The sequence below is a fragment of the Nocardia sp. NPDC051570 genome, from assembly GCF_044454005.1.
In the GTDB taxonomy this organism is placed as follows: domain Bacteria; phylum Actinomycetota; class Actinomycetes; order Mycobacteriales; family Mycobacteriaceae; genus Nocardia.
Genome location: NZ_JBITDI010000009.1, coordinates 1 through 22,875 on the forward strand (window position 1 = coordinate 1; position 22,875 = coordinate 22,875).

Below are 22,875 nucleotides of genomic sequence, written 5' to 3' on the forward strand. Positions count from 1 at the left end.
TGCCCGGCACCGTCTGGATCAACCCGCCGACCGAGGAGACCGACACAACGGCCGCATAACACACCCACTGGTCTCATTCAGCTTGAAAAATTCCGCGCCCGCAACTCCGCCTTCAGTGTCGGTGTCAATGGCAGCGTCCGCCCTGACATCTCCGACTTCGGCTCGTATTCGGTGGCCTGCCCGTTCCCGGCAGGTCGCGACGGCTGCGTCTGGACTTCGGGAGGTTCTCCTCCGTCTCGGTGCCGATCGCCACTCGACCGCGCCGCACCTTCAGTTTCTCGTTCTCGAATCGAGTCCAGCGCATCCCCGACACCTCCGAGCGCTGCGCGCCGTAGGTGGACGGCAGCCAGCAGGCATGGAGCCGTGATCGCGCGCCTCCCCTCGGAACCGCTCCACTTCGGCCACGGTCCACGACTTCACCGCTTCGGCTGCGTCGTCGTCCTCGGGGACCTCGACGCCGGGGTGTTCCACACGAGTGCGATCACGTTGCGCGGCAGCGCGCCCTGAACGACGTGGACTGTACGAGCGCGGTCAGGGTGGATCGGACCGTGACCGGCTTGACTCCGCGTGTGGCCGAGACCCGTTCGGTGGCCGTGTACATCGCACGTCCGTGTGATCCGTCCTGCACGGACGAGCGCCGACAGGGATCGTGGGGATGTCCCGCATTCCGTACCAAGCGTCACTGGTGGGCATAGCGCCGGAGGGTCTGTGCGGGTTCCAGGGTTGTTTCCCGACCCGTGTCAGCCGAGTTTGCCAAGTTGAGAGGCGAGTTCCTGCAACGTTTCTCGTGGATTCTTCCCGTTGAGTTCCTCGATACGCAGTAGTAGCAGTCCTGCGAGGTTTTGCAGGCCGATCGCCAGGTAGATCGGTGCCTGCTCGCTTTCGCTGAGCAGTATGGCGAGCCGGTGGTGGTGAAACGTCGTGTGCTCGGCGGGGTCTTCGCCGTCGCTGATCGACCATGCGGTCATTGCCTCGATCGCCTTGCGTGTAGCGTCCAGGGGCTCTTGCATACGGCCACGGTAGCCGTTTCGCCCACCTCAGGAGTCGTAACAGACGACTCCTGAGGTGGGCGGGGGAGCTCTCTCTTTCGAACGTGGCTCTGGGCACACATTTCGTGATCGGCTCCACGCGTCGACGGCCCGATGTAGCGCTCGCGGCGGCATAGCGCGCGTCGGGAAGCGGTGCCGCCCGGCCGATCCGGGTTATTCATGCGGGATCTCATCTGGCTGAAGGTCTTTGGTGGCCGTGCGCAGAACCGATGTTGCCCGAGAGAAGTCGCAATGGCGTTCGGGTCGTAGCTGGCGAACCACCCGAATGTGGTCCACATCGAAGGTGTTATGGGCATCGCGGCACTTGCGGCGGGGCGCCGGGTGAGGTCACGTGATGTGGTTATGGGCAGAGGGCGTGGCGTAGAAGGATGTCCAGGTCCGGGCCGGAGGTGGCGGTGCCGGTATGGGTCGCGGTCACCGCTCGGCCCGCGATGGTGGCACCGACGATGGTGGTGTAGCCGTGGCCGCCGCCTCGGTGGCCGGAATAGGTTGTGCCGCAGGGGAGGCGCTGGGTTCTGATGCCCAGGCCGTAGTCGCGGCCCTCCTCCAGCCCGACGGTGTTCAGCATCTCCTGTAGCTGGGCGGGGGAGATCACCTCGCCGGCGCGAAGTTCGGTGTAGAAGCGGTTGAGGTCGGGGCCAGTAGAGATCAGCGCGCCGGAGGACCAGGGATTCGTGGGTTCGGTGGGGGTGGCCTCGGTGGTCCTGCCGTCGATGGTGGCGTAGCCCGTGGGGTGGGGGCCGCGGATTCCGAGGTCGCCGGGGGCGGGGAGATAGGTGTCGGTCAGTTGTAGAGGCTCGAGGATGCGGCGGGTCAATTCGTCGGCATAGCTTGTGCCCGTGACCTTTTCGATCAGCAGCCCGCAGACGATGTAGTCGGTGTTGCTGTACCGGGCGTGAGTGCCGGGCGCGAATGCGGCGGGATGGCTCAGCGCGATCTCGATCTGCTCCTGCGGCGTCGTGGTCCGGTATGCCCGGGCCGCGCGGTCTCCGTCGGTGAGCTCCGGCAGGCCGCTCTGGTGCCGCAGCAGCTGACGGACGGTGATGGCGTGGCCGTCCGCCGCGTCGCCGCGTAGCAGTCCGGGCAGATAGGTCTCGATCGGTGCGTCGAGGCGGATCCTGTCCTCTCCCACCAGTTGCAGCACCAGCGCGGCGGTGAACGTTTCGGTGATCCTGCCGACCCGCACCTGCTGGGCCGGTTCCTGCGGGATCGGTCGGCTGGTGGCCAGATCGGCGAATCCGCCGGTGAGGGTCTGGTGCCGGTCCTGATCGGTCACGGTCACGATCACACCCGTCGCACCGGACCGCAGCAGCGCCTCGATATCGGTGCGCAACGGTGAGCTCTGCGATATGAGCGAGGCGGCGCGCGCGGTGGATCGACCGTCGTCGGACGAGCAGCCGACGAGCAGAATTGCGGCGGACAGGACCGCCGCGAGCCGTGACACGCGCATGAGCCGACGCTAAAACCCCTGCGTTCCAGGCACATCAGGGACCGCCCTGACTTTCGTATCACCCATCTGGCCGATGGCCGAGAGGTGCAGGGCCAGCAGCATCCCGGGCCAGGCGCCCACGGAGAACTCCGTGACGCGGGTGAAGCCATAGTTCTCGTAGACCCGCACCAGCTTCCCGTCGCCACCCGCGTAACAGTCGACCCGGAGCAGATCGATGCCGCGCTCGGCGGCCTCGCGCTTCGCATGGTCGATCAGGGCGCGGCCGAGGCCGCGGTGGCGGCGTGCGGTGAGCAGGAGATTGACGTAGAGCTCGCGCTCGTCCGCCGGTGGCGCGTAGGGCTGGCGGGTTTCGCTGATCGCCAGAGCGCCGACGATCGAGTCGGTGTCGTCGATGAGGACGCGCAGATCGTTGACGGCACGGGTGCGGATCGTCGACTTGCGGCGCTCGTTGGCGGTCCAGGGCGTGGTGCCCCACTGTTCGGTGTTGCCACTGGCGTTCAGCCAGGCCACGGTCTCGTCGCCGAGGGCGAGTACGGCGGGCGCATCCTCGGGTGTGCCGAGTCGTATCCGCATGCTGCCTCCCGCGCCGTCGATCAGTGATCGAGCCTACCGGGAGCCGATCGGCGGGCGCATGCGGATTTCCGTGCCGGACAGCAGGTTTCAGGACACCAGGCCGCGCCCGGTGGTGAGAGGGAGATCGAGGGCGGTGAGCAGTCCGGGAGCGGCCTCGACGACCGCGGGGATCGCGCTGACCAGACGGGCGGCGGTGCCGACGACACCGGCGCGGGCGTGGTCGCCGCCGCTGTAGAGCTGGAGATCGAGCCGATAGTCGGGTTCGCCCTCGACTTCGACTCGGTAGCAGCCCTTTCCGGTCGGTTGCGGCCAGTCGGGGGCCAGCGCGGGGTGCAGGCGCGTGACGTGCTCCACGGCGATGATCTCACGGCCGGAACGCATTCCGCTGATCCGGAAGCGCAGCGCCGCGGCGGTGCCCGCCGCCACCGTGCGGCCCGCTACCCGCAGCGGTTCGGGCGCGGGCAAACGTTCGAAATGCTGTGTGACGGAGTCCAATTCGACATCCAGCGCGGCGGCGAGCTGGCGGATCACGCTGCCCCAGGCGAGGGTGAGGATGCCGGGGCGCAGCAGCATGGGCAGTTCGTCGAGTGTGCCGCCGAAGCCCATGATGTCGAACAGGACCTTCGGATTGTCGTAGGTGGAGTAGTCCATGAGCTCCGAGCACACGATCCGATCGATGCGCTCGCTGCCGCTGGTGATCAGCAGTGGCAGCCAGTCGTTGGCCCAGCCGGGGTCGATGCCGTTGACCCACAGCGAGGCCCCGCCTTCTCGGGCGGCCTCGACGATCGGATCGATGGCCTCGGAAGGCAAGGTGCCGTACGGGAATTGGAGGAAGACCGGGCTGCTGGAGACCACGTTGATTCCCGCGCGCAGAAAGGTCTTCAGATCCTCGATCGCATCGGCCAGCCTGTCGTCGGCCATGGCCGTGTGCAGGATGCAGTCGGGGCGCAGCGCGAGCAGCGCCTGCGCGTCGGTGGTGGCCAGGATGCCGGTGGGTTCGTCGAGCCCGGCCAGTTCGGCCGCATCTCTACCGGCCTTATCCGGTCCGGAGACCCAGACGCCCACCAGTTCCAGTTCGCGGCGGGCGATGATGGACCGCAGCGCCCACCGCCCCACATTGCCGGTGCTCCACTGCACTACGCGATAGGTCATCGCCCGCTCCTCACAGATCCGCCACGCCCAGTTGGAGATTCGGGCTCTCGATGCCGCCGTCGATTTCGAGCACCTTGCCCGTGAGATAACCGCCCGCCGGTGCGCACAGATAGACGATGCCCGCCGCGATCTCCCACGGCTCGCCCAGCCGCTGCAGTGGGGTGGCGGCCTCCATCGCCGCCTTCACCTTCGGCTGACCGGCCACCACCTCGAGCGCGGAGGTGAGCACCGAGCCGACCGCTATCGCATTGACGCGGATACGCGGCGCGAGATCCGTTGCGGCCAAGCGGGTCCAGTGCGCGAGCGCGGCCTTGGCGGTGCCGTAGGCGAGGAAACCGCGCCCGGCCGCCCGGCCCATCATCGAAGAGATGTTGACCACGCTGCCGCCGTCGCCGCGCAGCATATGCGGCACCGCGGCCCGCGTCAGGACATGTGCGGTGGACACATTGAAGCGGAAGGCGTCCTCGAGGAATTCGGGAGTGGTGGTCAGAAAGGTGTTCGGCATGGTGCCGCCGACATTGTTGACCACGATGTCGAGGCGGCCCAGTTCGGCGGCGGCCGTTTCGGCGAAGGCCGTCACGGCGGATAGATCGGACAGATCGCATGGCACGGCGACCACGCGCCGGCCCAGCGCACGGACCTGGTCCGCGACCGTGTCCAGTTGAGCCGCGGTGCGGGCGGCGATGGCGACGTCGGCGCCCGCCTCGGCGAGTGCGAGCGCGGTCGCGGCGCCGATGCCGCGCCCGGCCCCCGTGACGACGGCGACACGGCCGTCCAGGCGGAAGGTGTCGAGAATCATGGCGGGTGGTCCTCCTTCGGATGCCCGCGGCGAAACGTCTTGGCCCCCCGGCGGATTGGCGGTGACGGGCGTCACAAGCAGTGTTAAGAACAAACGCTTAACTGTCAAGGATGAGTACTCGAATGCCTGGTGAGTGGCTATTCTTCCGAAGGTGGAAGCGATGACGGCCCGGGAGCGGCTCATCCTCGCGGCGGAGCGGCTGATCGCCGAGCGTGGCGCGGCCGTCCCGCTGCGCGATATCGCCGCCGCCGCCGGGCAGCGCAACAACTCGGCCATCCAGTACCACTTCGGTTCCCGGGACGCGCTGATCGCGGCCGTGGTCGAGCTGCGGATGGCGACCCTGGAGGTGCGGCGACTGGAGCTGCTGGCGCAGCGCCACGGCGACGGCGTGCACGATCTGCTTGCGGCCCTGGTGATTCCGATGTTCGAACTGGGCACTCGGCACGGAATCGGGCACTACGGACGGTTTCTCGAACAGATCCGCACCCACCCCTCGGTCACCGATGCCGCCAATCTCGACGCCGAGGCCCGCACCTCGGTGCGGGTGATCATGCGCGGGCTCGATCGGGCGCTGCCCGAACTGCCGTCGCGGCTGCGGCTGCGGCGGCTGCGGACGCTGCCGACCGTGCTGTTCGCGCTGCTGGCCGATCACGAGCGCGCGGTGGAGGCCGGGACGACCGAGGCCGCCGACCCCGCGGCCTCGGGTGAGGTCGTGGACATGCTGGCGGGGGTGCTCACCGCGCCGGCAGTCGAACGGGTCGCGAGTCGATGAGGATCCGACACCATCGGGGTATGGTCTCCGACGCGATCCGTCTCGCCGCCCCGATTCCGGTGCTGCGCATCTTCGATGTGCGTAAGGCATATGAATTCTATTGCGTCTATCTGGGATTCACCGTCGACTGGGAGCATCGGTTCGAACCGGCACTGCCGCTGTATGCCCAGGTGTCGCGCTCGGAGGCGGCCGTACACCTCAGCGAACATCACGGCGACGGCACGCCCGGCACGGTGGTGTGGATCGCGGTCGGTGACATCCACGCGCTGCATACCGAACTCGCGGCGAAGGATTACGGCTATGCGCGGCCCGGTCCGCCCGAGGACGGTCCGGGCGGACCGGGTTTCGAGGTGGTCGATCCGTTCGGTAATACGCTGCGCTTCGCCCAGTCCGACTGATCTGGCGGAGCGGCTTCGCCGACCGCTACCGTGGACTGTTGTGAACACCGCGCATGCACTGCCCGCCGCACGGGGCGAGATCCGGCCGGGCTGGCGAGCGCTCGGGCAGCCCTTGCTCGTGGCCGGGGCCGCGGTGGGTGTGGCGGCCGTACTGCATTTCCGCGATCCGCACGTATCCGGGTCCTACGGCATCTGCCCGTTCTACGCGCTGACCGGCTGGTGGTGTCCCGGCTGCGGCGGCCTGCGGGCCGTGCACAACCTCACCGAGGGACGGATTCTGGACGCGATGCACAGCAATGCGCTGCTGCTGCCGCTGATCGTCGGTTTCGCCGCGTGGTGGGGCGGTTGGGCACTGCATCGCTGGCGCGGGCAGCCGGGAAGTGCGGTGTCGTTCCGGCTGAATCGCACCGGTCTGTGGATCACGCTGACGCTGCTGATGGTGTTCTCCGTCGTGCGCAACACCCCGTGGGGTAGCTGGCTCGCACCGGTCTGATCCGGTGTTCCGGCCGACTCGTGGCGTGGTGGTCCGGGGTTGATCGTGGCGGACTGGGCATGCTGACACCATGAGTGATTCGCTGAAGGCGCGTGTGCGCGAGAAGATCCTGCGACAGCTGAACGAGGATGGCGCTCCCGATCCCGAGCAGCAGGACACTCGGCAGGTGTCGGTCGAGAACGATCTGGTGGCCCTCGACGCGGTGGCCGAGGACGATCCGCTGATCGAGGAGCTCGCCGAGCGCTATCTGACGCCGTAGTACCGGGAGCGATCCGCGTTCAGAACGAGCAGGGCGCCGCGCCCGCACCCGACTCCGGCGCGAGGCGTGGACGGGTCTCCGGGGCCGGATTCCACTGACCGTCGGTGCGGGTGTAATTCCACTGCGGGCCGCGCTCGACGAGGGTGGCGATGGCCTCGATCAGGCGGTCGACGTCGGCGGCGGAGCTGCCCAGGCCGATGCTCGCGCGCAGGGCGCCGTCGACGCCGAGGCGGGCCAGCAGGGGGTGGGCGCAGAAGCGGCCGTCGCGGACGCCGATGGCGTGTTCGGCGGACAGATAGGCCGCGACGCGACCCGGTTCGAATCCGTTCAGGGTGAACGCGACGATGCCGACGCTGTCGGCGCTGTCCGGCCAGATGCGCAGGAATCGAACTCCCGCAATGGCTTCCAGACCCGCGCGCAGGCGGTCGGCGAGGCGGCGCTCATGCTCGATCGCGGTCCGTTCGTCGAGCGCGCCCAGCGCGTCGCAGGCCGCGGCCAGGGCGGCCACGCCGAGCACATTCGGGGATCCGGCCTCGTGGCGCTGCGGTGCGCAGGCCCATTCGGTCTCGGTCGTGCCGACCTCCTTGACCGCGCCGCCGCCCGCGAGATAGGGCTGCGCGGCGTCGAGCCAGTCGCGGCGACCGACCAGTACTCCGGCGCCGAACGGCGCGTACAACTTGTGACCGGAGAAGGCCAGGTAGTCGATGTCGAGGGCCTGCAGATCGATGCGTCGGTGCGGGGCCAGCTGCGCGGCGTCGACGAGGATGCGCGCGCCGCACTGATGCGCGATGGTGGCCAGCCGCTCCAGGGGCAGCACCTCGCCGGTGACATTCGACGCACCCGTGATCGCAAGCAGCGCGGCCGGTTTGGCGCACAGCTCGGCGACCACGCGGCGGACGGTCTCCTCGACGGTGTCGGCCGCGGGCACCACGCGGCGGCCGTGCCGGGTCCAGGGCAGGAAGTTGGCGTGATGTTCGATATCGAGCACCACGGTGTCGCCGGGCACGCAGGAGGCCAGCAGATTCAGCGAGTCGGTGGTGTTGCGGGTGAAGACGACGACCTGATCGTCGGCGCAGTTCAGGAAGCGGGCCACCGAATCGCGGCTGGATTCGTAGCAGTCGGTGGAGATGCGCGAGGCGTAGCCCGCGCCGCGGTGGACGCTGGCGTAGAAGGGCAGCAGTTCGGTCAGCCGGTCGGTGACCTGGGCCAGGGCCGGGGCGCTGGCGGCGTAGTCGAAGTTGGCGTAGACGCGAGTTCCGCCCTGTACCAACGGAACTCGCAGATCACATCCGGAGACACGGGCGAGCGGGGCACAGGTCTGATCGAGAATGGCAGTCATCGGGCAATCCCTTCGGATGAGGGACTCCGGGGATATCGATGGTCGGAGTCCGCGCTTGCCGCGCCCGGTCGGGCAGCAGCCTGGTCGTCACCCGGAGCACCCCGCCGCGGAGGAGGGTTGCCGGCCAGCAAGCCGGGGCTTCACGCTGGCACTCATGACCTGACCCGAGATTGACAGATGGCGTGCGATCTTGTCAACCCCGGCGAAGAGCGTGCCGGGGTACTGATGGAGGAGGGAACCAGGGGCGTGCCGGGGTACTGATGGAGGAGGGAACCAGGGGCGTGCCGGGGTACTGATGGAGGAGGGAACCAGGGGCGGAAGCCTCGGGGTAATTCCGTTGCTCGCGGCGCTGATCTGGGATTTCATGTGGCGATGAGCGTGTCGCTGGTGCTGGGGTTCGTCGGGGTCTGTGTGGTGTTATCGCTGACGCCGGGGCCCGATTCGTTCTTGGTGTTGCGGTACTCGATCGTCGGGCGACGACCGGCGATCACCTCCGCGATCGGGTCGGCGGTCGGGGGTATCGCATGGGCCGTCGTGGTGGCCGCGGGGGTGGCGACCCTGCTGGAACAGTCGGCGACGGCGTATCGCGTGGTCAAGGTGATCGGCGGAATCTACCTGGTGTACTTGGGCATTCGGACGCTGATCGCACAGCGGCGCGCTCGGGCGGTCGAGGCGGAGCGGTCGGCGCCACGGTCGGTGTCCACGCGCTCGGCGTTCGGCGCGGGACTGCTGTGCACGCTGCTCAATCCGAAGGTGGGGTTGTTCTATCTCGCGGTGCTACCGCAGTTCCTGACCGAGGCGACCTTCGCGCATACGCTGGCGCTCGGTGCGATCGAATCATCGGTCGCCGCAACCGAAATGGTATTGCTGGCGGTGGCGGCGGCCAGGCTCGCCACGCTGTTGCGCCGACAGCGGGTGCGCGATCGGCTGGAACAGATCAGCGGGGGAATCCTTGCGGTACTGGGGATCGGGACGGTCGCGTCGGCGGGCTGAGTCAGTGCAATCCGGTCGGCCGGTGGTACGTGCCGTTGTAGTAGAGCAGCGGTGCGGCGATCGGATGGTCGTCGGTGTTGTCGTGCACCCGGGTGACCAGGCCGACGACCAGGGTGTGATCGCCGATCGGGATCAGCTGGCGCACCGTGGCCCGGACCCAGATCGGGGTGCCGTGTAGTACCGGCTCGCCCGTATCGAGGGTGGTCCACAGCGAGCGGTCGGTGAAGCGCTCGTCCGCGGTGCGCGAAAACCGTTGGGCCAGATGCTGTTGATGTTCGCCGAGGAAGTGCACGACCAGCGAGTCGGCCGCGAGCATGGCCTCGATGCTGGAGGAGGTGTGGGCGATATTGAACGAGATGAGCGGGGGCTCGAGCGATAGTGAGGCGAAGGAGGTGGCCGTGAAGCCGACCGGCCCGGTCGCCGAATTCACCGTGACGATGGTCACTCCGGCCGGGTAGTGCCGCATCGCCGCGCGGTACTGCGTCGCGGTGATGCCACTCAGATCGTCGGGCGCCCGTAGTCGATCGGTCACAGCCCTAACCTACGTCGCTCGGGCCTGCGATATTCCGATCGTGGGTCAATCCACATCGATGGCCAGCCCCGCGGTGATGCGGACCAGTTCGGTGAACGAGGTGCGGAAGACGGTATTCGGATGTCCGGCGGCGGCCCAGAGTTCGCGGTGGCCCGACAGTGCGTTGTCCACGTAGGTGGGCAGATTGGTGGGATGGCCGACCGGTGCGACACCGCCGATGGGCTGGCCGGTCACCTCGCGCGCCACCTCCGCCGAGGCCCGGGTGAGGGTGCCGTCGAGCCGCTGCCCGGTGCGTTCGATATCGACCTGATGGGCGCCGGAGACCAGCAGCAATACCGGATCGTCGTCGAGCAGGAACACCAGCGATTTGGTGATCGCACCCACCGCCACCCCGAGGGCCTGGGCGGCCTGTTCGGCGGTGTGGGTGGGCTCGGACTGGGTGACGATCACGCCGTGGTGTCCGCGCGCGATGAGCGTGTCCGAGACCCGGGATGTCACCGGGGGCAACGACCTGCGCATGGCACCAGCGTAGAGGCGAAATCGGGCTACTGTCGGGCGAATTCAGTATTCGGGGTAGCCCTCGGCGGGGCCGAGCAGCCGGTCGACGTGGTCGCGCATGATTCGGGACAGTTCCCCGACGGTTCGGGCCGAGAACTGTTCGTGCACAAGCGAATCGAATACCCGATCCAGATCGGCCGGGGACAGGGCCAGCAATTCCGCGTCGATGGCGGCCAGCAGCGCCTCGTGGCTGGGGTAGGGGCGGCCGTCGGCGATCTTCTCGGCCCAGGTCACCGCGCAGCAGCATTCGTAGAGCGCGTGTACCGCGCGGCCGCGGGTGAGGGCATTGAAACAATCCAAGCCCAGTCCCTGGTGCATCAACATGATCGTGGCCTCCCGGGACCGGTCGCGGTGGATTGGCTGACGAATACATGATCCGTCTCCGATTGACGCGAAAGCACTGCGACACTCCAGATTTAGCGCAGGATTTACAGGCCCTGCCGGAGTTCATGACGGTATCGCTACGCTGGGCGAATGACCGAATGGAAGGCTTTCACAGTCGAGGCCACCGACCACGTTGCCACGGTGACGCTGACCGGCCCGGGCAAGGGCAATGCCATGGGCCCGGATTTCTGGCGCGAGCTGCCGCTGATCTTCGGCGAGCTGGACGCCGATCCCGAGGTGCGGGCCGTCGTGCTGACCGGAGCGGGTAAGCATTTCTCCTACGGGCTGGATCTGCCGGCGATGAGCCCGGTGTTCGGTCCGCTGCTGGCCGAGAAGGCGCTGGCCGCACCGCGCACGGGCTTCCTGGACGAGATCCGGCGGATGCAGGCGGCGGTGACCGCGGTCGCCGACTGCCGCAAACCGGTGATCGCGGCGGTCTCCGGCTGGTGCATCGGCGGCGGGCTGGATCTGATCGCGGCCGCCGATATCCGATTGGCCAGTGCCGACGCCAAATTCAGCCTGCGCGAGGCGAAGGTGGCGATCGTGGCCGATATCGGATCGCTGCACCGGCTGCCGGGCATCATCGGCGTGGGCCACCTGCGCGAGCTCGCCTATACCGGCAAGGATATCGATGCCGCGCGGGCCGAGAAGATCGGTCTGGTCAACGATGTCTACGCCGATCAGCAGGCCGTGCTGGACGCGGCGCTCGCGCTCGCTCGCGAGGTCGTGGCCAATCCGCCGCTGGTCGTACAGGGCATCAAGGATGTGCTGGATCAGCCCAACGCGAGCCGGATCGCGGACGGGCTGCGGTATGTGTCGACGTGGAATGCGGCGTTCCTGCCGTCGGAGGATCTGACCGAGGCGATTCAGGCGGTATTCGAGAAGCGGTCGCCGGAGTTCAAGGGCCGGTAGCATCAATACGACCGTCCGGTATGTCCGAGATGCGACTATCGGTTAGCGTCGTCGGATCGGAATCGATGCTTTTCGGACAGGACAAATGCTGAAGTTTGCCATGCTCGGTGAGGTTCGTGCGTGGCGCGGCGAACATCGGCTGGAGCTGGGTCCGAAACAGCGACGGGCCGTGCTCGCCGCGTTGTTGCTGCGCCCCGGGCGCTCGGCGACGCTGCCGGATCTGATCGCCGACGTGTGGGGGAAGCGGCCGCCGCCGAGTGCGGTCGGGGCGGTCCGCAATCACGTCTTACATCTGCGTCGGGTGCTGGAACCCGAGCGGGAGAACGGGATGCCGCCCGCGGTGCTGGTCGGCTTCGGGGGCGGATATGCGCTGCGGGTGCCGCCCGGTTCGGTGGATGTCGAACTGGTGCAACGCTATGCGGCCGAGGCCGGGCAGGCGGTCGATCTCGCCTCGGCCCGGGATCGCCTGGATGCGGCGCTCGCGCTGTGGGAGGGCACGCCCCTGGCCGGACTGCCGGGGCCGCATGCCGAACGCGTGCGCGCCCAGCTGTGCGAGTTCCGCCTCGCCCTGACCGAACAGCGCCTCGTGGCCGATCTGCGGCTGGGGCGCCCCGGCGAGGTCATCGCCGAATTACGGCCTCTGATCGCCGAATATCCACTGCGGGAACAGATCCGGAAACTGCTCATGATCGCCCTCTACCGCGCCGGGCGGCAGGCCGAGGCGCTGGAGGTCTTCGCCGATACGCGCCGAATTCTGGTGGACCGCTTGGGAATCGAGCCGGGACCGCGATTGACGGAGCTGCAGCAGCGGATTCTCCGGGGAGAGGCGGTGGACGATGACTGCGCACATGATGTGGACGACAACGAGGTGGGCGATGCCCTGCCCGGCGGATCACTAGGTGCCGGGATCGTGGGTTCGGGGGATGTCGGGGCGCTGAAACCGGGCGACGGGGGAGGTGAAAGCGGCTCGGGGGAACCGGGATTGGAGGGGTGGGCCGCTGTGCTCGGGACGCGTGTTTCGGCGGGGTGGGGGCTGCCGCCCGCGCAACTGCCCGCCGATATCGCGGATTTCACCGGGCGGGGGGAGGTCGTGCGGCGACTGGTGGAGCGGTTGGGGGAGGCGGGGGCCGCGGTGCCGGTGTGTGCGATCACCGGGATGGGCGGGGTGGGGAAGAGCACGGTGGCGGTGCATGTGGCACATCGTGTGCGGCACCGGTTTCCGGACGGGCAGCTGCATGTGGATCTGCACGGATTCGAACGACCGGGCGGGACCTCGGCAGGGGATATCCTCGGGGATTTCCTGCGGGCGCTCGGGATGCCGGAGGGGGAGATCGCGCCGACGCCACAGCAACGGGCCGCGCAGTTCCGGGGCCGATTGGACGGTCGGCGGGTGCTGGTCGTGCTCGATAATGCCCGCGACGGTGACCAGGTGCTGCCGCTGATTCCAGCGACGCCCGGATCGGCGGTGTTGATCACCAGCCGGGCCGCGCTACCGCAGTTGCCGGGGGTGCTCGCGGTGCGGCTCGACGAGATGGACACCGAGGAGGCCGTGGCGCTGCTGACCCGCATCGTCGGGGCCCGGCGGGTCGCGGCCGAGCCGGCGGCCACCGCGGCGGTGGTGCAGGCATGCGGGCGATTACCGCTGGCGGTGCGGATCGTCGGATCGCGGCTGGCCTCGCGTCCGCGCTGGGATATCACGGCGATCGCCGAGCGGCTGGCCGACGAGCGCCAGCGGCTGGGGCTGCTGCGTACCGGCGAACTGACGGTGGAGGCGGTCTTCCGCCTCGGCTATGACCACCTGGAACCCGCGCAGGCCAAGGCATTTCGCATGCTGGCCGTGCCGGAGGCGGAGGATCTGCCGCTGGCAGGTGTCGCCGCCATGCTCGAATCCGGCGATGCCGAGGCCGAAGCGCTGTGTGAATCGCTGGTCGATCTCAGCCTGCTCGACGCCACCGCCATCGGCCGCTACCGCTATCACGATCTGCTCCGCCTGTTCGCCCGCGAGGTCGCGCCCGCCGACGACGCCGACGCCCTGGCGCGGCTGCTGGACTTCTATCTGGCCACGATGAAAAACGTGGTGGTCGTGTGCAATCCGGGCACTCGCCTGCCCGAGCATCTGAGACCCACTGTGGTCGCGGGCCTGTCGTTTCGCGACGGCATCGACGCGCAGTCCTGGCTCAATGCCGAACGCCTCAATCTGATCGCGTTGCTGCGCCAGGCCGCCAGGCTCGGCGGCGACGCGCTGGCGCTGTGCGCCGACTTGGCCTGGGCCATGGCCGAATTGATCGAATGCGGGCCGAATGCGCAGGAACATGTCCGCGCCCTGGAGGAACTGCTGCAGGCGGCCCTGCAGGTCGGTGATCGGGGGTTGGAGTGCCGGGTGCGCGCGGCGCTCGGGGCGGTGCTGACCTACGCACTGGCCCGGATGCGCACTGGCCGCGACCATCAGCGCATCGCGCTGTCGCTGGGCACCGACTCCGCGGACGCCGCCCGGCTGACCGCTTTCGCCGCCCAATTGCTGGCCGCCTCAACCCGAATGGGCACCGAGGTCGCCGCCTCGCTGGCCCATGCCGAACGCGCCATCCGGCTCGCCCGGCGCGTCGATGATCCGGCCATCGAGGGCGCCTGCCTGATCCACGCCGCCAAGTCGCTGTCGGACGCGGGACGGTTCGACGAGGCCGTCGCGCGCGCCGAACAGGGCCTGGCGCTGGCTCGGCGCATCGGCAATCACGCGCTGACCGGGATGGCCACCCATGAGCTCGGTGCGGCGCTGGCCTTCCGCGGGGAGTACGACCGTGCCGTCGAATTGTGTACGCGCGCGGTCGAATCGGCCCGGCTCAGCGGATCGCGGCTGCGGGTCGGCTTCGCGCTGGCCCGGCTGGCCCAGGTGGTCATGTTGGCGGGCCGGCTCGAGCAGGCGGAATCGGTGGCCGCCGCGGGCGTCGACGCGGTCACCGAGGCGGCCGGGCCGCTGCACCGGGCCCGGGTACAGGTGCTGCACGGTGTGGTGCTGCTGGCGCTCGGGCGAACGGATCAGGCGCAGCGGGCATTTCGTTCGGCGGCGGAGATCTTCGTGGCTCTCGAGGACGCCCATCTGGTGCACGAGCGGCTGAACGAGGCGATGGAGGCGCCCGTGGTGGAGATCCTGCGCGTACATCTGGACGCGGTGCTCGCGGAAAAGGACGGGCCGCGTCAGTTTTCCGTCATTTCCACCTCATCGACGGCGCTGACCTGCGTGGACGGCTGAGGGTCGGGGATGCGTGATCCGGTCGACCGGCGTTAGCGTGGAATGGCGGAATTCGGCCGCTGACAAGAACATTCGGCGGTCGGATTCCGGGCGACCGCGCGGTCATCGTCGTTCCTGGGGGGTCGGCGCTGGCGGCACGCGTTCCGGTCGTAGCGACCCGAGCGCTCGGCGGGAGCTCCGCAGCCCGGATCTCCCGCCGAGCATTCGACACGACTCAGTGGCCGCCCTGCTGCTGCAGCCGCGCGAAGGCCTCGTCGACGAGCGTCTCGGCCTTGGCCCGGTCGCCCCAGCCCTCGACCTTGACCCACTTGCCGGGCTCCAGATCCTTGTAGTGCTCGAAGAAGTGCGCGATGGCCTTGCGATCGAACTCGCCGATATCGGTGACGTCCTGAATGTGGTTCCAGCGCTTATCGCCCGCGGGCACCGCCACGATCTTCTCGTCGCCGCCGGCCTCGTCGCTCATGATAAGGACGCCCACCGGACGGGCCTCGACGATCACGCCCGGGAACACCGACTCCGGCAGCAGCACCAGGCAATCCAGCGGGTCGCCGTCGGAGCCGAGGCTGTTCTCGATGTAGCCGTAGTCGGCGGGATAGACCATCGGGGTGTAGAGGTAACGATCCAGCCGCACCCGGCCGGTCTCGTGGTCGACCTCGTACTTGTTGCGCTGACCCTTGGGGATCTCGATGGTGACGTCGAACTCCACGTCATCTCCTTCTGTGATGCGGTTGCGGCTGCCGACTCGCCAGCTCGTTCGGGGGAAGGCCGGCGAGGTGAGGATAGTGTGGTCGGCGGGTGCGTGGGTGCGGCAGGGACGTCACACGGTGATCAGGGAGACAACGGTCAGGTGCTTGGTCGAGACAACAGCAACGTCGGTGAGTCGGCCCCACGGCGGCGTCGCCACATATGGATAGGGGTGAGCGCCGGACTGGTCGTGGTGGTGGCCGCCGCCGCGGCGGTCTTGGTCACGGTGAAACCGTGGACCGAGGAATTCCGCCACGGCGGGTTGACGATCGCCGCCCCGCCCGAGCCGCTCCAGCCGAGTGTGCGGATGCCTGCGGCCCCGCCGAACGCACCCGAGCCCAGCGGGCCGGGGCTCGCCGCGGCGCTGGGCCCGGTCGTCACGAATCCGAATCTGGGCGGATTCTCCGGATCGGTGACCGATGCCGAGACCGGATCCGTGGTGTGGAGCGCCGATCCGGATAAGCCCGTGATCCCGGCCTCGACGACCAAGGTGCTCACCGTGGCCGCCGCGCTGCTGGTGCTGCCGCCGGATCGCCGAGTCACCACTCGCGTTGTCGCCGGGGCGAATCCGAACGAACTGGTGCTCGTCGGCGGCGGCGATCCGACGCTGACCGCACAGCCCGACGGTAAGGGCTACTACCCGGGCGGCGCGCGGCTGTCGGATCTCGAGGCGCAGATTCGCGCGGCGAGCCACGGCATCGACACGATCCTGGTCGACACCTCGCTGTTCAGCGGCCCGCCCTGGCCTGCGGGCTGGGATCCGAACGATATCGGCGGGGGTTCGTGGGCGCCGATCGAACCGGTCATGATCGACGGCGGCCGACTGGATCCACTGGTCGAATACTCCCCGCGCAGCGCGAATCCGGCCCTGGACGCCGGGCGTCGGCTGGCGTTGGATCTGGGCCTGGATCCGGCCAAGGTGCGCGCGGGCCGGGCGCCCGCCGGTGCGGCCGAGATCGCCCGGGTGCAATCCGCCCCGCTGCGAGATCGGCTGCGGGACATGATGGTTCACTCCGACGATGTGCTCGCCGAGACGATCGGCCGGGAGATCGCGGCGGCGACCGGCGGCGAGCAGTCCTTCGCCGGGGCCGCCGCGGCCACCAAGACCGCCCTCGAGGCGGCCGGATTCGACACCACGGGCCTGACCCTCCTCGACAACAGCGGCCTATCCACCGACGACCGCATCCCGGCCCGGCTGCTGGATCGGATCCTGGCGGTGGCCGCGGCGCCGCAGCCGGGCGCGGCCGGCGATCACACGGGCGGAACGCTCACCTCGATGGTCAACAGCGGTACGTCGACCGATATCGGCTCCCCGCTCGCCCCGTTGCTGGACTATCTGCCGATCGCGGGCGGTTCCGGATCGCTGGCCGAGCGGTTCGTCGATCCGCACGATCGCGGCGCCGCGGGCTGGGTGCGGGCGAAAACCGGAACTCTGTCGGTATCGAGCGCGTTGGCAGGGTATGTGCTGGACAGCGATGGCCGCGTCCTGACATTCGCGTTGATGTCGAACGATCGCCCACCGGAGGCGAGTCGCCCGGCACTGGATGCCATCGCTGCCACGCTGCGCAATTGTGGATGTCGATGACGGGTGGATGAACATGAGCGGACCCGGTGACGAGGCGGCCGACAGCCGAACCGAACGTTCCGAACAGACGGTGGTCGACCTGACCACCGGTCAACTGGTCCACAAGCAGAAGCGGTCCGCCCTGGCCGGGGCGGTGGACTGGAATATGGCCGCCCGCACCGCGACCGCGCTGGTGCCGGCGGGCCCGCGGACCTCGCGGTATTCGGCCGAACAGGTGGTCGCGGAGTTGGCTGCGGCTTCGGCGCGGGCCGAAGGCCCGGTGCGCGAGGTGAGCCTGCTCGCCGACGACGGAACGGTCCCGGCCGCACGCATCGTGGACCGGCCCGGCTGGATCCGGGCGGCCGCCGATTCGATGGCCGAGCTCACCGGCGAACCCGAGGCCGAACGCGGCCGCTTCGCGGGTAAGCCCGCCGGAATGCAGGCCGGTGCGATGCTGGCCTTCCTGGCCACCGCGATCCTCGGCCAATACGACCCGTTCAGCGGGCGCGACGGCACATTGCTGCTGGTCGCGCCGAACATCGTCGCGGTGGAACGCGCATTGGGCGTATCGCCCAGCGACTTTCGGCTCTGGGTCTGCCTGCACGAGGTGACCCATCGGGTGCAATTCTCCTCGGCGCCCTGGCTCGCGAACTACATGCGCGAGAACGTGAGCGTGCTCGGCGATGTCGGCGAGGAACCGCTCACCGAGATGCTGGCGCGACTGCTGGACGAGGTGCGCGAGCGCCGCCGCGGCGGCACCGACGCCGACGATCCGGCCGACAACGGCGTGCTCGGCCTGTTGCGCGCCACCCAGGCCCCGCCGCAGCGCGAGGCCTTGGATCGCCTGCTGATGCTGGGTACGCTGCTGGAGGGCCATGCCGACCATGTGATGGATGCGGTTGGGCCCGCGGTCATTCCGTCGGTCGCGCAGATTCGCCACGCCTTCGATCAGCGCCGCCAGCGGCCGGTGAATCCGGTGCAGCGGCTGCTGCGGGCCCTGCTCGGGGTGGACGCGAAGGTGGCCCAGTACGTACGCGGTAAGGCCTTCGTCGACGAGGTGGTCGGCACGGTCGGCATGGACCGATTCAATACCGTGTGGACCGATGCGGAGACGCTGCCGCGCACCGACGAGATCGCTCACCCGCAGCGCTGGGTCGCCCGGGTGCTGGGCTGAGATGACGGGCCGGGCCCGGCCGCTCCCCGAGACACCCGCGGCGCTGGATGTGCGTCGCGCCGTGCGTAATTGGCTGTCGGAGTTCGCACCGGCCGGTGTGGTGGCTGTCGGCCTGTCCGGCGGTGCGGACTCCCTCGCACTGACCGCCGCCGCCGTCGCGGAGGCCGAGGTGGTCGATGCGCTGATCGTCGATCATGATCTGCAGCCCGGTTCGGATCGGGTCGCCGCCGAGGCCGCCGAGGCCGCGCTCGGGCTGGGCTGTCGGGCCGCGCGCGTGCTGACGGTCGAGGTGGGCGGCGCGGGCGGGCTGGAGGCCGCGGCCCGGCGGGCCCGCTACGCGGCGTTGGACACCGCGCGCGACGGCCTGCCGGTGCTGCTCGGCCACACCCTCGACGATCAGGCCGAGACCGTGCTGCTGGGCCTGGCCCGCGGCTCCGGCGCGCGTTCGATCCAGGGCATGGCGCCCTTTGCCGACCCGTGGGGCCGGCCGCTGCTGGGCGTGCGGCGGGCCGCGACCAGAACCCTGTGCGCCGATCTGGGCCTGCGGCCGCATGAGGATCCGCACAACAGCGCGCCGGAGTTCACCCGGGTGCGGCTGCGCATGGAGGTACTGCCGCTGCTGGAGGATGTGCTCGGCGGCGGGGTGGCGCCCGCGCTGGCTCGTACGGCCGAGCAGTTGCGCGCCGACAATGCGGTCCTCGATGAGCTTGCCGAGAAGTTGCTATCCGCCGCGACCGATGGTGAGTCGCTGTCGATCGAGACGCTCGCCACTGCGCCGATCGCGTTGCGCCGCCGGGCGCTGCGGGCGTGGTTGTCCGCCGGTGGGGCAAAGGCGTTGACCGACAAGCATTTACGCGCGGTCGACGCGCTGGTCATCGATTGGCGTGGGCAGGGCGGCGTGGCACTCGGTGGCGGTAAGCCGGGGACGAGGTTGGTTGCCGCGCGCGAACATGGCAGGCTGACGCTGGCGTTGGGTCGATAATGGTTTCGGGTGTCGCTCGGCATCCGGATTTCCCGCTAGCGCCGTGAGTGCCATGACATCACTTGAAGGGAAACCAGCGCACGTGTACGGGGACGACATCGCGTCGGTGCTGATCACCGAGGAGCAGATCCAGGCGAAGGTCGACGAACTCGCCGCCCTGATCGCCAAGCGTTATCCCGCCGATGCGCCCGAGGGCGATCTGCTGCTGGTGGCCGTGCTCAAGGGCGCGATCTTCTTCATGGCGGATCTGGCTCAGGCGCTGCCCATTCCGACCCAGATGGAGTTCATGGCCGTCTCGTCGTACGGCTCGTCGACCTCCTCCTCGGGTGTGGTCCGCATCCTCAAGGATCTCGACAAGGACATCGCCGGGCGCAATGTGCTGATCGTCGAGGACATCATCGACTCCGGCCTGACGCTGTCGTGGCTCAAGCGGAATCTGTCCAGCCGCAATCCGGCCTCGCTCGAGGTGGTGACGCTGCTGCGCAAGCCGGATGCCCTGCGCACCCATGTGGACGTCGCGCATGTCGGCTTCGACATCCCCAACGAATTCGTCGTCGGATACGGCCTCGACTACGCCGAGCGCTACCGCGATCTGCCCTATATCGGCACGCTGAATCCGAAGGTCTACAGCAACGTCTAACCCGGTCGGCGCGTCTCCCATCGCCGCGCCGAAGATGTGATCAATCTCACTACTTGGGCAATTGCCCTGCATGCCCGGTTCGGGCAAATGTTGCTGGCTCCCCGGCCGTGATGCGGCCGGGGTTTCGCGCTGCCCGATTCGTGCGGGCGTGGTCCGCGTTACTGCTGATCAGCTGCCCTGATGACCGACGGCCACCGGGAAGTTCGAGATTGGCCGCGGATTCGCCGAGGCGGGTGTGCCGCGGTTATACATAGGCTCTATGCTGTCTTTAACAAACCTGACGGCTGTTTCTCTGCCTCAATCCCGACCCCGAGGACTGATACAGCTGGATTTCCAAGACCAATTCTGATAGCAAGGTGCTATGGATCCGCATTTGCGCGACTTGCGGTACTTCGTCGCCGTCGCTGAAGAACTGCATTTCACCAACGCCGCCCAGCGGCTGCACATCGCTCAACCCACGCTGTCCCGGCAGATCCGCCAGCTCGAGCGTCAGCTCGATGTGGTGCTGTTCGACCGGAATCAGCGCAGCGTCGCGCTCACGGTCGCCGGTAAGGAACTGCTCGAGGGCGCCCGCAAGATCCTGGAGCTGTGGGAAGTGACCAACGTCGCCCTGCAGGAGGCGGGCGAGGTGCTGCGCGTGGGCATCCAGAGTTCGATCGGCCGCGGCCTGATCGCCGATCTGGAGAGCGCCAGCGGCCACCGCCTGGCCCTGCACTCGGCGTCGTGGACCGACCCGTCCAGCGGGCTGGCCGGGCGCCAGGCCGATCTGGCGCTGATGTGGCTGCCCGTCCCGGATGTCGGCCGCTATCGCTGGCAGGTGCTACGCACCGAGCCGCGCTGGGTACTACTACCGGAGAACCATGCCCTCGCCGAGCGCGAGACCATCGACTTCGCCGATCTGGCCGATGTGCCGTTCGTCGCCATGCCGTCGGAAGCCGGTGCGGCGCGCGACTTCTGGCTCGGTAACGACGGCCGCGGCGGCCGCCAGCCGAAGATCGGCGGCGAGGCCGCGACCGCCGAGGAGCGGCTCGAGGGCGTCAGCCTGGGGCTGGGCGTCTGCCTGCTCGCCGAGAGCAATGTCCCGATGTATCGCTGGCCGGGTCTGACCGCCCGCGAGGTGACCGGTCTGGCCCGATGCGAGCTGGCCGTGGCCTGGCGCGCGGATGACGACCGCCCCACGATCCTCGACTTCGCCAACCGGGTGACGGCCGGCGGATTCGGTTCCGCGAAGGACTGATCAGCCGGCGGTGCGCCGCCACGGCCGCGCGGCCTCCAGCTGGGCCGCCAGCCGCAGCAGCGTCGACTCGCTGCCGGGCGGCCCGGCCAACTGAGCGGCCAGCGGGGTGCCGGTACGCGGATGCAGTCCCATCGGCACGCTCACCGCGGGCCAGCCGACCAGATTCCACAACGGGGTGAACGGCGAATACCGCACGCTGGTAAGCACATTCGGCAGCCAGCCGCGGTCATGCCAGGCCAAGGCGCGCGGCGGGGGTCCGGCCAGGGTGGGCGTGATCACGACATCGTGTTGTTCGAAGAAGTCCAGCAGCCGGGCCTCGACGCGATCGACCTGCCCGGGCCGAATCAGTCCGGCGCGCAACACCGCCCGGCCGAGGGCCGCATGTGTGCGGGTGCGCTTCTGTAGTCGCTCGGGGTGAGCGATCCCGACCGCCTCGCGCGCGGCATTGGCCAGCCAACGCAGCGCGAGCGCGCTGGTGGCACCCGTATAGGGCAGCGTTGCGGAGGTGACGGTGTGCCCGGCCTCGGCGGTCAGCTGGGCGGCCGTGCGGGCCGCGGCGGCCCACTGTTTGTCGACCATCAGCAGTGGTGACGGCGAGGCGAAGGCGAGTCCGATGCGCAACTGCGCGGGCGGTTCGAGTTCGGCCAGCGCCGGGCGGTCGGCCAGGACGGACAGCATCAGCGCGGCATCGGCGACGGTCGTTGCGAGGACACCGTTTTCGGTCATACCGCCCCAGGAGTCCACCCCGATCTGCGCGGGTACCACGCCGCGGCCGGGTTTGACGCCGAACACCCCACAGCAGGCGGCCGGAATCCGGACCGAACCCAGACCGTCGTTGCCGAGCGCCACCGGCACCATCCCGGCCCCGACGGCCGCGCCCGACCCGCCGGACGAGCCGCCCGCGCTGTGGCGAATGTTCCAGGGAGAGCGCGTGATTCGCTCCGGGGTATCGGTGACGCCGAACAGGCCGAATTCGGGCATCTCGGTGAGTCCGACGACGACGGCGCCCGCGGCGCGCAGCCGCCGCACGACCGGATGATCGGCCTCGGCGGGCCGCTCGTCACCGGCCAGCGATCCGGCGCGGGTCACCTCGCCCGCCACATCGACATTGTTCTTCACCGCGATCGGCACGCCCGCCAGCGGCAGCGCCTCCAGATCGGGTCGCTCGGCCAGCGCCAGGCTCTCCGCGCGGGCGGCCTCGGTGCGGATCAGACTGAAAGCGTTGACTTTCGGATTGCCGATGCGGATGCGCTCGAGTGCGGCCTCGAGGATCTCCTCGGGCCGAGCCGTGCCGTCGCGCACGGCCGCGGCGATCGCGGCGGCCGTCGTCAGCGCGGCCGCCGGCGAATCCTGCGGGGACGTCGCGTCGGCCGCATCGTTCGTATCCATCGGCACCTCCTGAGTGGCTCCGGTGACAGTGGTCGATGCCGCGTCCGCTAGTGCGGTGCCCTCGTTCTGCATACTCGTAGCCCCCGTCGCGTCATGCTCGAAATGGGTGATTCGGTACCGATGCGCAAATTATCATTTCCGGCAGTGCTCGGGAATGATGGTCTCGGGGTGTGGCGGATTCTATTCGCTGCGACCTGCGACCGACCAGTGCGGATTTCGGTCATCTCCGTCGAGC

At 68.9% G+C, this 22,875-nt stretch carries 23 protein-coding genes and 1 riboswitch; of the genes, 12 read left to right on the plus strand and 11 right to left on the minus strand.

The features are described from left to right. Nucleotides 1-740: 740 nt before the first annotated feature. From ACIA76_RS22820 to ACIA76_RS22840, 5 genes are all read right to left on the minus strand, one after another. Entirely contained in the window at nucleotides 741-1,010 is a 270-nt protein-coding gene (locus ACIA76_RS22820) for a hypothetical protein (protein ID WP_397153880.1), read from the minus strand. A gap of 379 nt (nucleotides 1,011-1,389) precedes the next feature. Continuing rightward, on the minus strand, nucleotides 1,390-2,499 hold the full coding sequence (locus ACIA76_RS22825) for a serine hydrolase domain-containing protein (protein ID WP_397153881.1): 1,110 nt from the start codon (nucleotides 2,497-2,499) through the stop codon (nucleotides 1,390-1,392). 9 nt (nucleotides 2,500-2,508) lie between these two features. Beyond that, nucleotides 2,509-3,072, minus strand: coding sequence for a GNAT family N-acetyltransferase (locus ACIA76_RS22830; protein ID WP_397153882.1), 564 nt, complete (start codon nucleotides 3,070-3,072; stop codon nucleotides 2,509-2,511). 87 nt (nucleotides 3,073-3,159) lie between these two features. Beyond that, the gene (locus tag ACIA76_RS22835) at nucleotides 3,160-4,224 is read right to left on the minus strand and encodes a diacylglycerol kinase (protein ID WP_397153883.1); all 1,065 of its coding nucleotides are present in this window, start codon (nucleotides 4,222-4,224) and stop codon (nucleotides 3,160-3,162) included. Between the two features lie 10 nt (nucleotides 4,225-4,234). Continuing rightward, nucleotides 4,235-5,023, minus strand: coding sequence for an SDR family oxidoreductase (locus ACIA76_RS22840; protein WP_397153884.1), 789 nt, complete (start codon nucleotides 5,021-5,023; stop codon nucleotides 4,235-4,237). Nucleotides 5,024-5,183: 160 nt separating this feature from the next. Here ACIA76_RS22840 and ACIA76_RS22845 point away from each other — a divergent pair, with 160 nt between their 5' ends. From ACIA76_RS22845 to ACIA76_RS22860, 4 genes are all read left to right on the plus strand, one after another. After that, the gene (locus tag ACIA76_RS22845; protein WP_397153885.1) at nucleotides 5,184-5,795 is read left to right on the plus strand and encodes a TetR family transcriptional regulator; all 612 of its coding nucleotides are present in this window, start codon (nucleotides 5,184-5,186) and stop codon (nucleotides 5,793-5,795) included. A gap of 20 nt (nucleotides 5,796-5,815) precedes the next feature. Further along, nucleotides 5,816-6,193: a glyoxalase superfamily protein gene (locus tag ACIA76_RS22850; RefSeq protein ID WP_397153886.1), complete on the plus strand. Its 378-nt coding sequence runs from the start codon at nucleotides 5,816-5,818 to the stop codon at nucleotides 6,191-6,193. 40 nt (nucleotides 6,194-6,233) lie between these two features. Then, a complete protein-coding gene (locus ACIA76_RS22855) occupies nucleotides 6,234-6,686 on the plus strand; it encodes a DUF2752 domain-containing protein (protein ID WP_397153887.1) in 453 nt (150 codons plus the stop codon). A 70-nt stretch (nucleotides 6,687-6,756) separates the two neighbouring features. Then, nucleotides 6,757-6,945 (plus strand): hypothetical protein, encoded by a 189-nt coding sequence (locus ACIA76_RS22860; RefSeq protein ID WP_397153888.1) that lies wholly within the window; start codon nucleotides 6,757-6,759, stop codon nucleotides 6,943-6,945. A gap of 19 nt (nucleotides 6,946-6,964) precedes the next feature. On the opposite strand, the gene ACIA76_RS22865 is transcribed toward ACIA76_RS22860, so the two are convergent. Further along, nucleotides 6,965-8,284: an aminotransferase class V-fold PLP-dependent enzyme gene (locus ACIA76_RS22865; RefSeq protein ID WP_397153889.1), complete on the minus strand. Its 1,320-nt coding sequence runs from the start codon at nucleotides 8,282-8,284 to the stop codon at nucleotides 6,965-6,967. 46 nt (nucleotides 8,285-8,330) lie between these two features. Continuing rightward, nucleotides 8,331-8,444: riboswitch (SAM riboswitch) on the minus strand. Nucleotides 8,445-8,656: 212 nt separating this feature from the next. On the opposite strand from ACIA76_RS22865, the gene ACIA76_RS22870 reads away from it, so the two are divergent. After that, nucleotides 8,657-9,277, plus strand: a complete 621-nt coding sequence (locus tag ACIA76_RS22870; protein WP_397153890.1) for a LysE family translocator — start codon at nucleotides 8,657-8,659, stop codon at nucleotides 9,275-9,277. A 1-nt stretch (nucleotide 9,278) separates the two neighbouring features. Here ACIA76_RS22870 and ACIA76_RS22875 read toward each other — a convergent pair whose 3' ends face one another. The 3 genes from ACIA76_RS22875 to ACIA76_RS22885 form a co-directional block, all read right to left on the minus strand. Then, nucleotides 9,279-9,743: a flavin reductase family protein gene (locus tag ACIA76_RS22875; protein ID WP_397154487.1), complete on the minus strand. Its 465-nt coding sequence runs from the start codon at nucleotides 9,741-9,743 to the stop codon at nucleotides 9,279-9,281. A gap of 111 nt (nucleotides 9,744-9,854) precedes the next feature. Next, nucleotides 9,855-10,328, minus strand: coding sequence for a YbaK/EbsC family protein (locus tag ACIA76_RS22880; protein ID WP_397153891.1), 474 nt, complete (start codon nucleotides 10,326-10,328; stop codon nucleotides 9,855-9,857). 42 nt (nucleotides 10,329-10,370) lie between these two features. Further along, on the minus strand, nucleotides 10,371-10,685 hold the full coding sequence (locus tag ACIA76_RS22885) for a 2-oxo-4-hydroxy-4-carboxy-5-ureidoimidazoline decarboxylase (RefSeq protein WP_397153892.1): 315 nt from the start codon (nucleotides 10,683-10,685) through the stop codon (nucleotides 10,371-10,373). 156 nt (nucleotides 10,686-10,841) lie between these two features. On the opposite strand from ACIA76_RS22885, the gene ACIA76_RS22890 reads away from it, so the two are divergent. Both ACIA76_RS22890 and ACIA76_RS22895 read left to right on the plus strand, forming a co-directional pair. Continuing rightward, nucleotides 10,842-11,663 carry a crotonase/enoyl-CoA hydratase family protein gene (locus tag ACIA76_RS22890; protein WP_397153893.1) on the plus strand — a complete coding sequence of 274 codons (822 nt, stop codon included), beginning with the start codon at nucleotides 10,842-10,844 and terminating at the stop codon, nucleotides 11,661-11,663. Nucleotides 11,664-11,748: 85 nt separating this feature from the next. After that, nucleotides 11,749-14,910, plus strand: coding sequence for an AfsR/SARP family transcriptional regulator (locus tag ACIA76_RS22895; RefSeq protein ID WP_397153894.1), 3,162 nt, complete (start codon nucleotides 11,749-11,751; stop codon nucleotides 14,908-14,910). Between the two features lie 214 nt (nucleotides 14,911-15,124). Here the strand turns inward: ACIA76_RS22895 and ppa are convergent, their stop codons facing one another. Next, nucleotides 15,125-15,634, minus strand: a complete 510-nt coding sequence (gene ppa / locus ACIA76_RS22900; protein WP_397154489.1) for an inorganic diphosphatase — start codon at nucleotides 15,632-15,634, stop codon at nucleotides 15,125-15,127. A 123-nt stretch (nucleotides 15,635-15,757) separates the two neighbouring features. On the opposite strand from ppa, the gene ACIA76_RS22905 reads away from it, so the two are divergent. The 5 genes from ACIA76_RS22905 (at nucleotide 15,758) to ACIA76_RS22925 (ending at nucleotide 21,251) form a co-directional block, all read left to right on the plus strand. Further along, nucleotides 15,758-17,239 (plus strand): D-alanyl-D-alanine carboxypeptidase/D-alanyl-D-alanine-endopeptidase, encoded by a 1,482-nt coding sequence (locus ACIA76_RS22905; protein ID WP_397153895.1) that lies wholly within the window; start codon nucleotides 15,758-15,760, stop codon nucleotides 17,237-17,239. 145 nt (nucleotides 17,240-17,384) lie between these two features. Continuing rightward, nucleotides 17,385-18,392: a zinc-dependent metalloprotease gene (locus tag ACIA76_RS22910; RefSeq protein ID WP_397154491.1), complete on the plus strand. Its 1,008-nt coding sequence runs from the start codon at nucleotides 17,385-17,387 to the stop codon at nucleotides 18,390-18,392. 1 nt (nucleotide 18,393) lies between these two features. Next, nucleotides 18,394-19,374, plus strand: a complete 981-nt coding sequence (tilS, locus tag ACIA76_RS22915) for a tRNA lysidine(34) synthetase TilS (protein WP_397153896.1) — start codon at nucleotides 18,394-18,396, stop codon at nucleotides 19,372-19,374. Nucleotides 19,375-19,456: 82 nt separating this feature from the next. Next, on the plus strand, nucleotides 19,457-20,014 hold the full coding sequence (gene hpt, locus ACIA76_RS22920; protein ID WP_397153897.1) for a hypoxanthine phosphoribosyltransferase: 558 nt from the start codon (nucleotides 19,457-19,459) through the stop codon (nucleotides 20,012-20,014). A 361-nt stretch (nucleotides 20,015-20,375) separates the two neighbouring features. After that, a complete protein-coding gene (locus tag ACIA76_RS22925; RefSeq protein WP_397153898.1) occupies nucleotides 20,376-21,251 on the plus strand; it encodes a LysR substrate-binding domain-containing protein in 876 nt (291 codons plus the stop codon). Here ACIA76_RS22925 and ACIA76_RS22930 read toward each other — a convergent pair whose 3' ends face one another. Beyond that, entirely contained in the window at nucleotides 21,252-22,640 is a 1,389-nt protein-coding gene (locus tag ACIA76_RS22930) for an amidase (protein WP_397153899.1), read from the minus strand. It lies immediately after the preceding gene. Nucleotides 22,641-22,875: the final 235 nt, after the last annotated feature.

Coding starts and splice junctions, on each gene's coding strand:
- ACIA76_RS22820 (WP_397153880.1), bottom strand. CDS start 1,010: ATGCAAGAGCCCCTGGACGCTACACGCAAGGCGATCGAGGCAATGACC.
- ACIA76_RS22825 (WP_397153881.1), bottom strand. CDS start 2,499: ATGCGCGTGTCACGGCTCGCGGCGGTCCTGTCCGCCGCAATTCTGCTC.
- ACIA76_RS22830 (WP_397153882.1), bottom strand. CDS start 3,072: ATGCGGATACGACTCGGCACACCCGAGGATGCGCCCGCCGTACTCGCC.
- ACIA76_RS22835 (WP_397153883.1), bottom strand. CDS start 4,224: ATGACCTATCGCGTAGTGCAGTGGAGCACCGGCAATGTGGGGCGGTGG.
- ACIA76_RS22840 (WP_397153884.1), bottom strand. CDS start 5,023: ATGATTCTCGACACCTTCCGCCTGGACGGCCGTGTCGCCGTCGTCACG.
- ACIA76_RS22845 (WP_397153885.1), top strand. CDS start 5,184: ATGACGGCCCGGGAGCGGCTCATCCTCGCGGCGGAGCGGCTGATCGCC.
- ACIA76_RS22850 (WP_397153886.1), top strand. CDS start 5,816: ATGGTCTCCGACGCGATCCGTCTCGCCGCCCCGATTCCGGTGCTGCGC.
- ACIA76_RS22860 (WP_397153888.1), top strand. CDS start 6,757: ATGAGTGATTCGCTGAAGGCGCGTGTGCGCGAGAAGATCCTGCGACAG.
- ACIA76_RS22865 (WP_397153889.1), bottom strand. CDS start 8,284: ATGACTGCCATTCTCGATCAGACCTGTGCCCCGCTCGCCCGTGTCTCC.
- ACIA76_RS22870 (WP_397153890.1), top strand. CDS start 8,657: ATGAGCGTGTCGCTGGTGCTGGGGTTCGTCGGGGTCTGTGTGGTGTTA.
- ACIA76_RS22875 (WP_397154487.1), bottom strand. CDS start 9,743: ATGCGGCACTACCCGGCCGGAGTGACCATCGTCACGGTGAATTCGGCG.
- ACIA76_RS22880 (WP_397153891.1), bottom strand. CDS start 10,328: ATGCGCAGGTCGTTGCCCCCGGTGACATCCCGGGTCTCGGACACGCTC.
- ACIA76_RS22885 (WP_397153892.1), bottom strand. CDS start 10,685: ATGCACCAGGGACTGGGCTTGGATTGTTTCAATGCCCTCACCCGCGGC.
- ACIA76_RS22890 (WP_397153893.1), top strand. CDS start 10,842: ATGACCGAATGGAAGGCTTTCACAGTCGAGGCCACCGACCACGTTGCC.
- ACIA76_RS22895 (WP_397153894.1), top strand. CDS start 11,749: ATGCTGAAGTTTGCCATGCTCGGTGAGGTTCGTGCGTGGCGCGGCGAA.
- ACIA76_RS22910 (WP_397154491.1), top strand. CDS start 17,385: ATGGCCGCCCGCACCGCGACCGCGCTGGTGCCGGCGGGCCCGCGGACC.
- tilS (WP_397153896.1), top strand. CDS start 18,394: ATGACGGGCCGGGCCCGGCCGCTCCCCGAGACACCCGCGGCGCTGGAT.
- ACIA76_RS22925 (WP_397153898.1), top strand. CDS start 20,376: ATGGATCCGCATTTGCGCGACTTGCGGTACTTCGTCGCCGTCGCTGAA.
- ACIA76_RS22930 (WP_397153899.1), bottom strand. CDS start 22,640: ATGGATACGAACGATGCGGCCGACGCGACGTCCCCGCAGGATTCGCCG.